Annotated in this window: 11 protein-coding genes; 3 read left to right on the top strand and 8 right to left on the bottom strand. The window is 59.0% G+C overall.

The annotated features are described in order from the left end of the window. Nucleotides 1-66: 66 nt before the first annotated feature. The 3 genes from rpoD to rpsU form a co-directional block, all read right to left on the bottom strand. A complete protein-coding gene (gene rpoD / locus FHK92_RS05735) occupies nucleotides 67-1,914 on the bottom strand; it encodes an RNA polymerase sigma factor RpoD (RefSeq protein WP_181287224.1) in 1,848 nt (615 codons plus the stop codon). A 67-nt stretch (nucleotides 1,915-1,981) separates the two neighbouring features. Next, a complete protein-coding gene (gene dnaG, locus FHK92_RS05730; RefSeq protein ID WP_181287223.1) occupies nucleotides 1,982-3,940 on the bottom strand; it encodes a DNA primase in 1,959 nt (652 codons plus the stop codon). A gap of 479 nt (nucleotides 3,941-4,419) precedes the next feature. Next, nucleotides 4,420-4,635, bottom strand: a complete 216-nt coding sequence (rpsU, locus tag FHK92_RS05725) for a 30S ribosomal protein S21 (protein ID WP_002551877.1) — start codon at nucleotides 4,633-4,635, stop codon at nucleotides 4,420-4,422. Between the two features lie 199 nt (nucleotides 4,636-4,834). Here rpsU and tsaD point away from each other — a divergent pair, with 199 nt between their 5' ends. Further along, on the top strand, nucleotides 4,835-5,860 hold the full coding sequence (gene tsaD, locus FHK92_RS05720) for a tRNA (adenosine(37)-N6)-threonylcarbamoyltransferase complex transferase subunit TsaD (protein ID WP_181287222.1): 1,026 nt from the start codon (nucleotides 4,835-4,837) through the stop codon (nucleotides 5,858-5,860). Between the two features lie 8 nt (nucleotides 5,861-5,868). Here tsaD and plsY read toward each other — a convergent pair whose 3' ends face one another. Beyond that, on the bottom strand, nucleotides 5,869-6,438 hold the full coding sequence (gene plsY / locus FHK92_RS05715; RefSeq protein ID WP_181287221.1) for a glycerol-3-phosphate 1-O-acyltransferase PlsY: 570 nt from the start codon (nucleotides 6,436-6,438) through the stop codon (nucleotides 5,869-5,871). A gap of 74 nt (nucleotides 6,439-6,512) precedes the next feature. Here plsY and folB point away from each other — a divergent pair, with 74 nt between their 5' ends. Continuing rightward, nucleotides 6,513-6,866, top strand: coding sequence for a dihydroneopterin aldolase (gene folB, locus FHK92_RS05710; protein ID WP_181287220.1), 354 nt, complete (start codon nucleotides 6,513-6,515; stop codon nucleotides 6,864-6,866). Beyond that, nucleotides 6,857-7,375 (top strand): 2-amino-4-hydroxy-6-hydroxymethyldihydropteridine diphosphokinase, encoded by a 519-nt coding sequence (folK, locus tag FHK92_RS05705; protein ID WP_181287219.1) that lies wholly within the window; start codon nucleotides 6,857-6,859, stop codon nucleotides 7,373-7,375. Before folB ends, folK begins: the two co-directional genes overlap by 10 nt. Nucleotides 7,376-7,519: 144 nt before the next feature. Here folK and FHK92_RS05700 read toward each other — a convergent pair whose 3' ends face one another. From FHK92_RS05700 to FHK92_RS05685, 4 genes are all read right to left on the bottom strand, one after another. Next, nucleotides 7,520-8,746: a multifunctional CCA addition/repair protein gene (locus FHK92_RS05700; RefSeq protein ID WP_181287218.1), complete on the bottom strand. Its 1,227-nt coding sequence runs from the start codon at nucleotides 8,744-8,746 to the stop codon at nucleotides 7,520-7,522. Between the two features lie 64 nt (nucleotides 8,747-8,810). Further along, on the bottom strand, nucleotides 8,811-10,376 hold the full coding sequence (locus FHK92_RS05695) for a SpoVR family protein (RefSeq protein ID WP_181287217.1): 1,566 nt from the start codon (nucleotides 10,374-10,376) through the stop codon (nucleotides 8,811-8,813). After that, entirely contained in the window at nucleotides 10,373-11,644 is a 1,272-nt protein-coding gene (locus tag FHK92_RS05690; protein ID WP_181287216.1) for a YeaH/YhbH family protein, read from the bottom strand. The genes FHK92_RS05695 and FHK92_RS05690 overlap by 4 nt, the downstream gene beginning before the upstream one ends. Before the next feature lie 120 nt (nucleotides 11,645-11,764). After that, nucleotides 11,765-13,687 carry a PrkA family serine protein kinase gene (locus FHK92_RS05685; protein ID WP_109754979.1) on the bottom strand — a complete coding sequence of 641 codons (1,923 nt, stop codon included), beginning with the start codon at nucleotides 13,685-13,687 and terminating at the stop codon, nucleotides 11,765-11,767. Between the last annotated feature and the right edge of the window lie 15 nt (nucleotides 13,688-13,702).

The raw sequence follows: 13,702 nt of genomic DNA, 5'->3' as shown, positions 1-13,702 counted from the left end.
GGGGGGCAATGAAGGGCGTTTTATCTGCAGATAGCAAAACCCCCGGCAGGGCCGGGGGTTTGAAGGTCACTCGTCGAGGAACGAACGCAGATGCTCGCTTCGCGTCGGGTGGCGCAGTTTGCGCAACGCCTTGGCTTCGATCTGACGAATCCGCTCACGGGTTACATCGAACTGCTTACCAACTTCCTCAAGGGTATGGTCGGTATTCATGTCGATGCCGAAGCGCATGCGCAGTACCTTGGCTTCACGGGCAGTGAGGCCGGAGAGTACTTCGCGAGTCGCTTCCTTGAGACTCTCGACAGTGGCGACATCGATCGGAGACTGCATGGTGGAGTCTTCGATGAAGTCACCCAGATGCGAGTCTTCGTCATCACCGATCGGGGTTTCCATGGAGATCGGCTCTTTGGCGATCTTCAGTACCTTGCGGATCTTGTCCTCAGGCATTTCCATGCGTTCGCCCAGCTCTTCCGGCGTCGGTTCGCGACCCATTTCCTGCAACATCTGCCGGGAAATGCGGTTGAGCTTGTTGATGGTCTCGATCATGTGCACCGGAATACGGATGGTGCGGGCCTGGTCGGCGATCGAGCGAGTGATCGCCTGACGGATCCACCAGGTGGCATAAGTCGAGAACTTGTAGCCGCGACGGTATTCGAACTTGTCCACCGCTTTCATCAGGCCGATGTTGCCTTCCTGGATCAGGTCGAGGAATTGCAGGCCGCGGTTGGTGTACTTCTTGGCGATGGAGATCACCAGACGCAAGTTCGCTTCGACCATCTCTTTCTTCGCGCGACGGGCCTTGGCCTCGCCGATCGACATGCGACGGTTGATGTCCTTGATCTCGGCGATGCTCAGGCCAGTCTCGGCCTCCAGCGCGCTCAGCTTCTGCTGGCAACGAACGATGTCCGGTTGCAGGCGGGCAATGGCTTCGGCGTACTTGCTCTTGCCTTTGGCCAATGCATCGGTCCAGCTTTCGTCGACTTCGTGACCAGGGAACTGGCGCAGGAAGTCTGCACGCGGCATGCGCGCATCACGAACGCACAGCTGCATGATTGCGCGTTCTTGCTGACGCAGGCGATCCAGGGCGCTGCGAACGCGCTCGACCAGGCCTTCGAACTGCTTGGGTACCAGCTTGATCGGCATGAACAGCTCGGCCAGCGCCAACAGCTCGGCGATGGCCTGCTTGTTGTTGCGACCGTGCTTTTTCAGCGCCTTGCGGGTGATTTCCATCTGGTCGGCCACGGCGCCGAAGCGCTGGGCAGCGATGATGGGATCCGGACCGCTTTCGGCTTCTTCTTCGTCGTCGCTGGCTTCGGCGTCGTCGTCATCGGTGTCGTCGTCGGCCTTGGCGGCTTTCGCGTCGATCGGTGGCGGCACTTCGGCGGCAGGCGGCGCAATGCCGTCGTCCGGGTCGATGTAGCCACTCAGAACGTCGGACAGGCGGCCACCTTCGGTGGTGACGCGGGTGTACTCGGAGAGAATATGGTCAACCGTGCCAGGGAAGTGCGCGATCGCGCCCATCACTTCACGGATGCCTTCTTCAATACGCTTGGCGATTTCGATTTCGCCTTCACGCGTGAGGAGCTCTACCGTACCCATTTCACGCATGTACATGCGCACGGGGTCCGTGGTGCGACCAATGTCGGTCTCGACCGCTGCCAACGCTGCGGCCGCTTCTTCAGCGGCCGCCTCGTCGGTATCGGCGTCGGCCAGCATAAGGGCATCCTTATCTGGAGCAACCTCGAATACGTTGATCCCCATGTCGTTGATCATGCGGATGATGTCTTCCACCTGTTCCGGATCTGAAATATCCTCCGGCAGGTGGTCGTTGACCTCCGCGTAAGTCAGGTAGCCCTGCTCACGACCCAATAGGATCAACTCTTTGATACGAGACTGCTGTTGCGCTTTTCCGGACATAACACCCTATCCACTGAAGGTCTTGGCGGGCAAAAAACAAGCCGAGGATTATACCTGAGCTGTGACCTCACGCGCCAGTTGAGGTCGGGTTTGATGCGCAAACATTGCGGCTGAGTAAATCCCGCAATTGGTTTTTCTCTTCGCTGGTCAACTCGCTCTGGCGAGCTTTGCGCAGAAGTTGTTCCAGGTTTCGCTCGCGTTGGCGGGCGGACAAGCTAGTAATGGTGTCGAAAAACTGTTGTTCAAGGTTGTCTCCCTCTATCAGCCATTCCTTCTCGGCCAGCGCCTTCAACAGGCGCCCTTGCTCGGTGCCGTGCCACCGCGCGATCAACTGGAATGAGTTTAGCTTGGGGTTCTTCTGCACGGCTTCAAGGAGCGCCACCAGCAATTGTGTGTTGCTGTGGTCCTCGGCGGCGAAGTGCCCGGCGTCCTCCACTTTCTCAGCCAGTTGCGGGTGATGCAGCAAGGTGCGCAAGGCGGCCAGTGTTGGTGGTTCGACGGCGGCCGGCACGCGCGGGGCACGTGGCTGGTCGCGATCGCCGCGCTTGCCGTTCTTGTCCCAGGGTTTCTTGTCCCATTTCTTGCCGCCACCGGCGGTTTTTTTCGGCGTCCATTCCTGCTGAGGAGCGTAATCCTGCTGAGGTTGATGATAGTCGGCGAAATCCGGCATCGCGTCATAGTCGATGCCCGGGTCATACGCTGGCGGCGCTTCCTGAGGCGCGCTGTGCGCCAGCTGGTTCATCGCTTCGTTGTTGAGGCCGGTGATTTCGCTCAGGCGTTGACGCATGAGCGTGCGCAGGTTGGCGCCTGGCACCTTGTCGATCAGCGGCGCCGCGAGGGTGGCCATGTGCGCCTTGCCTTCGAGGGAGCGCGGATCGGCTTCTTCGGTCAGTTGCTGGAAAAAATAATCGGCCAGCGGCTGCGCGTGCTGGTTGATCCGTGCACGAAATGCATCGGTGCCCTCGGAACGCACCAGGGTATCCGGGTCTTCGCCCTCGGGCAGGAATAGAAAGCGTGCGCGTCGTCCGTCCTGCAAGCATGGCAGCGTTGCCTCCAGCGCACGCCAGGCGGCATTGCGCCCGGCCTGGTCGCCGTCGAAGCAGAACAGCACGCTCGGCACGACGCGAAACAGGCGTTTCATGTGTTCTTCGCTGGTGGCCGTGCCCAAGGTCGCGACGGCGTTGCGCAAGCCTTGCTGCGCCAGGGCGATGACGTCCATGTAGCCTTCGACGACAATGATCTCGTCGAGGTTGCGGTTGTTCTTGCGTGCTTCGTACAGGCCATAAAGCTCCTGGCCTTTATGGAACACCGGGGTTTCCGGGGAGTTCAGGTACTTGGGCTTGTCGTCGCCCAGTACCCGGCCGCCAAAGGCGATGATCCGCCCGCGCGTATCGCGGATCGGAAACATCACGCGGTCACGGAAGCGGTCGTAGCGCTTGCCGGTCTCGGCATTCTCGACCAGCAGGCCGGCGTCAATCATCGCGCGCTGCTGCAGTGTGTCACTGCTTAAGTGCTTGTACAGATTGTCCCAGCCGGGCGGGGCGAAGCCGAGGCCGAAATCCCGGGCGATTTCGCCGGTCAGGCCGCGGCCCTTGAGATAATCCACCGCCGCCTTGCGGGCCGGATGGCTTTTCAGGGCCTGGCGATAAAAATCAGCCGCGGCGGTCAGCAGCGGATAAAGCGGCGAGTCGGTCGGTTGGCGCGGCTTGTGCTGGCGACCGCTTTCCTCGCGAGGGATTTCCATGCCGGCGGCTTTGGCCAATTCTTCGACGGCCTGGGGGAAGTCCAGGTTGTCGTGGTCCATGATGAAGCCGAGGGCGTTGCCGCCCGCGCCGCAGCCAAAGCAGTAGTAGAACTGCTTGTCGGGGCTGACGCTGAAGGACGGGGTTTTTTCTTTGTGGAACGGACAGCAGGCCGTGTAATTCTTGCCCGCTTTCTTCATTTGCAGGCGAGAGCTGACCACGTCGACGATGTCGGTGCGGTTCAGGAGGTCGTCAATAAAGCTCTGGGGAATTAGCCCGGCCATGGCGTTCTCATCATCACTGCGCGAAATAAGGCCCGAGATCAGCAGGCGTCATCGGTTCCTGGTTCTGAGGCACGGAAAACAGGTGGCTCGACCGGGTCGTCTGCATCATTGCTGTCGGGAAGTGTATCTGCCGATTATCCACTGACGTTAATTACTATCAGTATTCGACTGTATGAATGTGTTGCGCTGAGTCCGGTAACGGCCGGTCTGGCCACGGATAGCTCATCAAGCGGGCACGCAAGCGGGTGCCTTGGGCTGATCGTCGTTAGAGGAATCAGGGTGTGCTCGTCAGTAGCCTTGGAAGGCTCGTCAGAAGAGACGTGCACCGCTGGCAAAAGAGCCAGGTCTGACGCGGTGAAGCGGGTTGTCTAGGTCGCGTCTGCGGCTTTGACAGTGAAGCATCAAGCGTTTTCCGCAAATGCCATAAGCCCGGCTTGAGGGCCGGGCTTGGCAAGAAGCTTGCGACGGACGTCTGTGTATTAGTACAGACGTACGGCGCGGCGCTGTTCGCGCTGAACTTTCTTGGCGTGACGCTTAACAGCGGCTGCTGCTTTACGCTTACGCTCGGAAGTCGGCTTCTCGTAGAATTCGCGGCTACGAACTTCAGCCAGAACACCGGCTTTTTCGCAGGAGCGCTTGAAACGACGCAGAGCTACGTCGAAGGGTTCGTTCTCTTTTACTTTGACGGCTGGCATCCAGAGCTACCTTCATTCATTACCGGGGTCAACATCCTCGCGGCAAAAGAGCACTTGAAGACGTCGGTTTTTAAGGGTTGCGGATGTTAACCCCTCAACGCTCGGAATGCAAAGCCTCTGATCGAAAACCGCTGGTCGGGGCACAACGCGGCGACTATTATGCGCGCCTTCGAATTCAGCCTCTACAAGGCGCAAACCCATGCTAGTACTGGGATTAGAAACGTCCTGCGACGAAACCGGCGTCGCACTCTACGACAGCGAGCGCGGCCTGCTGGCCGACGCCTTGTTCAGTCAAATAGACCTGCACCGCGCCTATGGCGGCGTGGTGCCCGAGCTTGCGTCCCGTGATCACGTCAAGCGCATGCTGCCCTTGATCCGCCAGGTCCTGGCCGAGGCCGGCTGTGTGCCGACCGAAATCGATGCCATCGCCTATACCGCCGGGCCGGGCCTGGTCGGTGCCCTGCTGGTTGGCGCTTCCTGTGCCCAGGCGCTGGCCTTTGCCTGGGGCATTCCGGCCCTGGGCGTGCACCACATGGAAGGCCATCTGCTGGCGCCGATGCTGGAACCGCAGCCGCCAGAGTTTCCGTTCGTCGCTTTGTTGGTATCGGGTGGTCATACACAGCTTGTCCGGGTGGACGGAATCGGTCAGTACGCCCTGATGGGGGAGTCGCTCGACGATGCCGCCGGGGAAGCCTTCGACAAGACCGCGAAGATGATGGGCCTCAATTATCCGGGCGGACCCGAGATCGCGCGGCTGGCAACCCAAGGGGCCGAAGGACGTTTCGTCTTTCCGCGTCCGATGTGTGATCGACCTGGACTGGATTTCAGCTTCAGCGGCCTCAAAACATTCGCGTTGAATACCTGGCAACAGTGCGTTAGCGCCGGGGACGACAGTGAGCAAGCCCGTTGCGACATCTCCCTGGCGTTCCAGCAGGCCGTGGTGGAGACTTTGACCATCAAGTGCAAGCGCGCCTTGAAGCAGGCTGGGCTCAAGCGCCTGGTCATCGCCGGCGGGGTGAGTGCAAACAAAGCCTTGCGGCTGTCGTTGGAAAAAATGCTCGGCGACATGAAGGGCGACGTTTACTACGCTCGGCCGGAGTTCTGCACAGATAATGGCGCGATGATCGCTTATGCCGGCTGCCAGCGTTTGCAGGCCGGCCAGCAGGAAAGCCTGGCGATCAGCGTGCAGGCGCGTTGGCCGATGGAGCAGTTGGCGCCACTGTGAGGCGTCATTTAAAAATGCCGTTCGCGCCCGGCAAACAGGTCGCGTAGATTGCCCCGGTGGCGCCAGACGATCAGTGCGACGAGCGCGGTCATCGGCAGCAAGGCCGCCGGCTCTTGCCAGGCCAGCAACGGCAGGGTCAATGGCGTGGCGATCAACGAGGCCAGGGAACTGGTGCGAGTCAGGTAGAAGGTCAGCAGCCAGGCGCAGACAGCCAGCAGGGCGGCAGGGGGATAGAGACCCAGCAGCATGCCGGCTGCGGTGGCGACACCCTTGCCGCCACGAAAGCGAAAGTACAGCGGGAACAGGTGGCCGATGACGGCGCAAACGCCGATCCAGGCCTGTTGCTGCAACGAGAGCCCTGCAAGGCTGGCGATCAATACCGGGACAAGACCTTTGCAGAGGTCGCCAAGCAGGGTCAGGATGGCGAGTTTGCGTCCGGCCAGGCGCAGCATGTTGGTGGCGCCGGCATTGCCCGAGCCACTCATTCGCGGGTCCGGGCGACCGGTCAGGCGGCTGAGCAAAATGGCGAAGGACAGTGAGCCGAGCAGGTAGGCGAGGATCGCCAGTAACCAAAACATGCTAACCATTCCGGGCGAGGACGCCCTGATTCTAACGGCGCATTGCGCCCTTGTCGTGCTGCGGAGAAAAGTGCTTGGACAGAGTGTTTATCGAGGGCCTGGAAGTCGACACGGTAATCGGTGCCTACGACTGGGAGCGAGGCATCCGACAGTGCCTGCGGCTTGACCTGAGCTTCGCCTGGGACAATCGCCCGGCTGCCGCAGGCGACGACCTTGCCCTGGCTCTCGATTACGCCAGCGTTTCGGCGCGTATCCAGGCGTTCGCGGAGCAGGCGCAGTTCCAGTTGGTCGAGACCTTTGCAGAGCGTTTGGCCAAGGAGCTCATGGACGAGTTCGAGATTACCTGGCTGCGGCTGAAAGTCACCAAGCCTGGCGCCGTTCCGGCTGCCAGTGGGGTTGGCGTGGAGATCGAGCGCGGATGTCGCTGACACAGGTTTTCCTCGGGCTCGGCAGCAATATCGAGCGCGAAACCCATTTGTGCGCAGGGCTTGAGGCATTGGCCGGTTTTCTGGTCGATATGCGTTGCTCAGCCGTGTTCGAAAGCCAGCCGGTGGGTATCAAGAGCGGGCCGTTTTTCAATTTTGTCGTGTCGGCCTTCACAGACCTGCCGCTGATGGAGCTGGATCGTCGCCTCAAGTTCATCGAAGCCGACAATGGCCGATATGCGCCGGACCGCAAGGGTCTGCCGCTGGATATCGACGTGTTGTTGTATGGGGAACAGGTTGGCAACTTCGATGGGTTGATCCTTCCGCGCGCGGAAATTCTCAAGAACGCCTTCGTCCTGTGGCCGTTGTCGCTGATGGCGCCGGATCGGATTCACCCCGGTGTGGGTAAAAGCTTTGCCACGTTGTGGGAAGAAGCGCAGATCGACCAGGTGCTGGCGCCGGTGGCTTTCGAGTGGCGAGGCCAGGCGCTTACGCCGTCGAATCTGTTGTGAGGCAGCTGCCGTCATCGCGAGCAAGCTCGCTCCCACAGTGGATCTCGGTTGAACACAAGCTATGTGCTCGTTGAAATTTTAATGTGGGGGCTTCCTCGCGATGGCGACGGAACATCCAGCAAAAAGGCAAACTGACGAACCCCGTCAGCTCGCCGTTTCCTTGTAGGCCTTCAGTGCCCTGAGGCGCTCACGCTTGATCGCCTCTCCCAGCTCCGGCCCCTTGAAGCCCTTCTCCAGCAAAGGTTGCACCGCCACTGCGCGCGCCGCTGCCGCAGCGCCCCTCAGATAATCAGCCTGTGGATAACTTCGCTCTTCAAGCCCCTTGCGCCCTCGCGCATCCATCTCGCATGCGGCAATGAACTCCTCGAAGCGCTGGGGGCGCCGGTACACATCGAAACTCTGCAGCAGATCAAGCAAAGTGGATGCCTTGAGTTCCAGCGCGCGGTGACCATGGGTGTGGTATTGGCCCACCAGTAGCGCCAATTCCTGACAGTCGCGGGGCGCCTTGAAACGCTCGTTGACCGCTTTGATCAGTTTCAGTCCGGTGTGCTCATGGGCGATGTGTCGTGGCCATTCATGTTCAGGTGTCAGGCCTTTTCCCAAATCATGCAGCAGGCAAGCCCAGCGGACCGACAGCGGCTGCTTGAACCGTGCTGACTGTTCCAGCACGCCCAAGGTATGAACGCCGGTGTCGATTTCGGGATGATGGGCTTCGGGTTGTGGTACGCCGAACAATGCGTCGACTTCGGGCATCAGGACCTTGAGCGCATCACAGTCACGAAGCACTTGAATAAATACCTGCGGCTGGCTTTCCATCAGCGCGCGGGAGATTTCTTTCCAACTGCGTTCGGCCGTCAGTGCTTCCAGCTCGCCTGAACCGCTCAGTTGCCGCATCAGCTCAAGAGTCTCGTCTGCAACCTTGAAGCCCAGCGGGGCGTAGCGCGCGGCAAAACGAGCAACACGCAGGACTCTGAGAGGATCTTCGGCGAAAGCCGTGGAAACGTGACGCAGCATGCGTGCTTCGATATCACGCTGGCCATGATAGGGATCGATGAGATTGCCGTGGTCATCTTCGGCAATCGCGTTGATTGTCAGGTCCCTGCGGATCAGGTCTTGTTCGAGCGTCACCTCGGGGCTGGCATGGAACACGAAGCCGCCATAACCCCTGCCGCTCTTGCGTTCCGTGCGGGCGAGGGCATATTCCTCGCCCGTCTTCGGGTCAAGAAATACCGGGAAATCAGCCCCTACGGGGCGGAAGCCATTGGCGAGCATCTCCTCGGCGGTGGCACCCACCACCACCCGGTCAATGTCAGTGACGGGAATGCCCAGGAGACGGTCGCGAACGGCGCCGCCAACTTTGTAGATCTGCATAAAAAACCTCCGTTGGGCCGACAGGATAAACCTTTACGCCGGACCGCCGGAGGCGAAAACGGTATCAAAGATGTATGACGGCCAAGTCCAGGCGGCCATAGTCTCCTTCGGCTTGTTCGTTTCGCGGAGGGACGTGGTGGGTTTTCATCACTTGGTCCCCTTGCAGGGTTTCGAGGTGAATATCGAATCCCCAGAGGCGATGCAGGTGCTTGAGGACTTCATCGGTCGAATCGCCCAGTGGCTTGCGATTGTGCTGTTGATGACGGAGCGTCAGCGAGCGATCCCCGCGGCGGTCGATGCTGTAGATCTGCACGTTGGGCTCGCGATTGCCCAGGTTGTATTGCGCCGCCAGGGTTTCACGGATGATGCGATAACCGCTTTCGTCATGTATGGCGGGTACCAGCAGGTCGTCTTTCTGATCATCGTCAAGGATGCTGAATAGCTTCAGGTCGCGAATCACTTTGGGCGAAAGGTACTGCAGGATAAAGCTTTCATCCTTGAAACTGCTCATCGCGAATTTGATCGTGGATAACCAATCCGACCCGGCCAGCTCAGGAAACCAGCGTCGATCCTCTTCGGTTGGGTTTTCACACATCCGCCGGATGTCGCGGTACATCGCAAAGCCCAACGCATAAGGGTTGATGCCGCTGTAATAGGGGCTGTCGAAGCCGGGCTGGAACACCACGCTGGTATGGGATGTGAGGAACTCCATCATGAAGCCGTCGGTGACCAGGCCTTCGTCATACAGGTCGTTCATCAGCGTGTAGTGCCAGAACGTTGCCCAACCCTCGTTCATGACCTGGGTCTGGCGCTGCGGATAGAAATATTGGGCGATCTTGCGCACGATCCGCACAATTTCCCGCTGCCAAGGCTCCAGCAGCGGCGCATGCTTTTCGATGAAATAGAGGATGTTTTCCTGAGGCTCGGCAGGGAAACGCGCGTTGTCCTTCTCGCTGTATTTATCCGCGCCCTTGGGGATGGTCCGCCATAGGTCGTTGATCTGCTTCTGCAGATGTTCTTCCCTGTCCTTCTGCCTGCGCCGCTCTTCTTCAGCGGAAATCGGATAGGGGCGCTTGTAGCGGTCCACGCCGTAATTCATCAAGGCATGGCAGGAATCCAGCAAGTCCTCCACGGCGTCGATGCCGTGGCGCTCTTCGCACTGCATGATGTACTGCTTGGCAAATACCAGGTAATCGATGATCGAGCTGGCATCGGTCCACGTACGGAACAGATAGTTGCCTTTGAAGAAGCTGTTATGGCCATAGCACGCATGCGCCACCACCAAGGCCTGCATGCAAATGGTGTTTTCTTCCATCAGGTAGGCAATGCATGGGTCGGAATTGATCACGATTTCGTAGGCCAACCCCATTTGGCCCCGGCTATAGGATTTTTCCGTACTGAGAAAGTGTTTGCCATAGGACCAGTGGTGATAGCCCAGCGGCATGCCGACTGACGCATAGGCGTCCATCATCTGCTCGGCTGTGATCACTTCGATCTGGTTCGGGTAGGTGTCCAAGGCATAACGGTCCGCGATACGGCTGATTTCGCGGTCGTAGGCCTGGATCAGTTCGAATGTCCATTCGGAACCGGTGGAGATGGGCTGGCGCTTCTGCTCTTTTTTGGCGGTCATGTCACTAACCTGCGCTGGAAGAGTTCACGGAAGACCGGGTAGATATCCCCGGCCGAGACCAGTTGCTGTTGGGCAAACGTGTCGGAAAAGGCTTCGGCAATGCGTTCGTATTCGTACCACAGGGCCTGATGTTCCCGTGGAGTTATTTCCACATAGGTGTAGTACTGGACGAACGGCATGATCTGGTTGATCAAGATGTCGCGGCAGATGGGCGAATCGTCGTTCCAGTTATCACCGTCGGACGCCTGCGCCGCATAGATATTCCATTCATTGGCTGGATAACGTGCGGCCATGATTTCCTGCATCAACTTCAAGGCGCTGGAAACAATGGTGCCGCCGGTTTCCCGTGAATAGAAAAACTCTTCTTCGTCGACCTCCCGGGCGCTGGTGTGGTGCCGGATGAATACCACATCGATCTTGTCGTAGTTCCGCTTCAGGAACAGGTACAACAGGATGAAGAAGCGCTTGGCAATGTCCTTGGTTGCTTGGGTCATGGAGCCGGACACGTCCATGAGGCAGAACATCACGGCCTTGGAGCTGGGGTTTGGCTGTTTCACCAGCAGGTTGTACTTGAGGTCGAAGGTATCAAGGAACGGTACGCGGTGGATGCGCGCGCTGAGTTTCTCGATTTCCGCTTCCAGGTTCTGAATGTCGCCGAAATTGTCGGGTTCCTCGCGCTTTAGGCGCGCCAGTTCCTCCTTGGCTTCGCGCAGTTTCGCCCGGCTGCTGCCTGACAGGGCAATGCGTCGGGCGTGGGCTGAGCGCAGGGTGCGGATGATGTTGATACGGGAGGGGTTGCCCTCGTTGCTGATGCCGGCCCGCACGGTCTTGAAGGTGTCCGTGCCGGTCAGGTTGCGCTTGACCAGGTTCGGCAATTCCAGGTCCTCGAACATGAATTCAAGGAATTCCTCCTGGGTAATCTGGAACACGAATTCGTCCATGCCTTCGCCGGAATTGCCAGCCTTGCCGGGGCCTTTGCCGCCGCCTCCACCCGGGGGGCGAGGAATGTGCTCGCCACTGGTGAACTCCTTGTTTCCAGGGTGCACAACGGTCTGTTTGCCGCCGCGTCCATGATGAAGCACCGGCTCGTCGATGTCGCGACCGGGAATGCTGATTTGTTCGCCGTGTTCCATGTCGGTAATGGAGCGCCGGCTGACCGCCTCTTCGACGGCTTTCTTGATGTGATCACGGTAGCGCCGCAAAAAACGCTGGCGGTTTACCGTGCTCTTGTTCTTGCCATTGAGGCGTCGGTCGATCACATAGCTCATAAGTAGCCCTCTGGGCAGCTTCAAGTTGTGAGCTTCAAGCTGCAAGTGGAAGCGGTTGCCCGAACCCCGGGGCCTACGCGCTTTTCTCTTGCAGCTTGCCGCTTGCGGCTTGTCACTGCGCTACTGTGATTTGCGGACCCGCAGGTACCACTCGGACAGCAGTCGTACCTGTTTGTCGGTGTAGCCACGTTCGACCATGCGTGTAACGAAGTCGTTGTGTTTTTGCTGGTCCTCCTTGCTGGCCTTGGCGTTGAAGCTGATGACGGGCAGCAGGTCTTCGGTGTTGGAGAACATTTTCTTCTCGATGACCACCCGCAGCTTCTCGTAGCTGAGCCACGTAGGGTTCTTGCCGTTGTTGTTGGCCCGGGCGCGCAGGACGAAATTGACGATCTCGTTGCGGAAATCCTTCGGATTGCTGATGCCCGCCGGTTTCTCGATTTTCTCCAGTTCTTCGTTGAGCGCCACGCGATTGAGGATCTCGCCGGTTTCGGGATCGCGATATTCCTGGTCCTGGATCCAGAAGTCTGCGTACAGCACGTAGCGATCGAAGATGTTCTGGCCGTATTCGCTGTAGGACTCCAGGTATGCGGTCTGGATTTCCTTGCCAATGAACTCGATGTAGCGGGGCGCCAGGTATTCCTTGAGGAAGCGCAGGTAGCGCTCACGGGTTTCCGCCTGGAATTGTTCCTGCTCGATCTGTTGCTCAAGCACATACAACAGATGGACCGGGTTGGCGGCGATTTCATGAGGGTCGAAGTTGAAGACCTTGGACAGGATCTTGAACGCGAAACGGGTGGAGAGGCCGTTCATCCCTTCGTCCACGCCCGCGTTGTCGCGGTATTCCTGGATCGACTTGGCTTTCGGATCGGTGTCCTTGAGGTTTTCGCCGTCGTAGACCCGCATCTTCGAATAGATGTTGGAGTTTTCCGGCTCCTTGAGGCGCGACAATACGGTGAACTGAGCGAGCATCTTCAGTGTGTCGGGCGCGCAATGGGCCTTGGACAGCGAGCTGTTGAACAGCAGCTTGTCGTAGATCTTCACCTCGTCGGTGACCCGCAGGCAGTAAGGCACCTTGACGATGTAGATCCGGTCGATGAAGGCTTCGTTGTTTTTGTTGTTGCGGAAGGTGTGCCATTCCGATTCGTTGGAGTGCGCCAGCAGGATGCCGGTGAACGGGATCGCCCCCAACCCCTCGGTGCTGTTGTAGTTACCTTCCTGGGTGGCGGTCAGCAATGGGTGAAGCACCTTGATGGGCGCCTTGAACATTTCGACGAATTCCATCAGGCCCTGGTTGGCCCGGCACAGCGCGCCAGAATAGCTGTAGGCGTCGGCGTCGTTCTGTGGGAATTCCTCCAGCTTGCGAATATCGACCTTGCCCACCAGGGCGGAAATGTCCTGGTTGTTTTCATCCCCAGGCTCGGTCTTGGCCACCGCGATCTGATTGAGGATCGATGGGTAGAGCTTGACCACCCGGAACTGGCTGATGTCACCGCCGAACTCGGCCAGGCGCTTGGTGGCCCATGGCGACATGATGGTGTTGAGGTAGCGGCGCGGAATGCCGAAATCTTCCTCGAGGATGGCGCCATCTTCCGTGGCGTTGAACAGCCCCAGTGGGGACTCGAACACCGGCGAACCCTTGATTGCATAAAAGGGTACTTTCTCAATCAATTGTTTGAGCTTCTCGGCCAGGGACGATTTACCGCCGCCGACGGGGCCGAGCAGGTAGAGGATTTGCTTCTTCTCCTCCAGGCCTTGGGCGGCATGGCGGAAGTAGGACACGATCTGCTCTATGCATTCTTCCATCCCGTGGAAGTCGGCAAAGGCCGGGTAGCGGCGGATCACTTTGTTGGAAAAAATTCGCGAGAGCCTCGAGTTGGTCGAGGTATCCAGCAGTTCCGGTTCTCCGATGGCCAGCAACAGACGCTCCGCGGCCGATGCGTAGGCACTGCGGTCCTGCTTGCAGAGTTCGAGGTATTCCTGCAGCGAGTACTCCTCCTGCCGCGTGGACTCGAAACGTTGCTGGAAGTGGCTAAAAATACTCATGACGTCACCTCGCTC

The organism is Pseudomonas brassicacearum subsp. neoaurantiaca, assembly GCF_013608025.1.
In the GTDB taxonomy this organism is placed as follows: domain Bacteria; phylum Pseudomonadota; class Gammaproteobacteria; order Pseudomonadales; family Pseudomonadaceae; genus Aquipseudomonas.
The sequence above is the reverse complement of the archived record's forward strand: the minus strand, read 5'-3'. Positions and strand labels throughout refer to the sequence as shown.

Coding starts and splice junctions, on each gene's coding strand:
- FHK92_RS05690 (WP_181287216.1), bottom strand. CDS start 11,644: ATGAGCTATGTGATCGACCGACGCCTCAATGGCAAGAACAAGAGCACG.
- rpsU (WP_002551877.1), bottom strand. CDS start 4,635: ATGCCAGCCGTCAAAGTAAAAGAGAACGAACCCTTCGACGTAGCTCTG.
- FHK92_RS05695 (WP_181287217.1), bottom strand. CDS start 10,376: ATGACCGCCAAAAAAGAGCAGAAGCGCCAGCCCATCTCCACCGGTTCC.
- folK (WP_181287219.1), top strand. CDS start 6,857: ATGTCGCTGACACAGGTTTTCCTCGGGCTCGGCAGCAATATCGAGCGC.
- dnaG (WP_181287223.1), bottom strand. CDS start 3,940: ATGGCCGGGCTAATTCCCCAGAGCTTTATTGACGACCTCCTGAACCGC.
- FHK92_RS05700 (WP_181287218.1), bottom strand. CDS start 8,746: ATGCAGATCTACAAAGTTGGCGGCGCCGTTCGCGACCGTCTCCTGGGC.
- tsaD (WP_181287222.1), top strand. CDS start 4,835: ATGCTAGTACTGGGATTAGAAACGTCCTGCGACGAAACCGGCGTCGCA.
- FHK92_RS05685 (WP_109754979.1), bottom strand. CDS start 13,687: ATGAGTATTTTTAGCCACTTCCAGCAACGTTTCGAGTCCACGCGGCAG.
- plsY (WP_181287221.1), bottom strand. CDS start 6,438: ATGTTTTGGTTACTGGCGATCCTCGCCTACCTGCTCGGCTCACTGTCC.
- rpoD (WP_181287224.1), bottom strand. CDS start 1,914: ATGTCCGGAAAAGCGCAACAGCAGTCTCGTATCAAAGAGTTGATCCTA.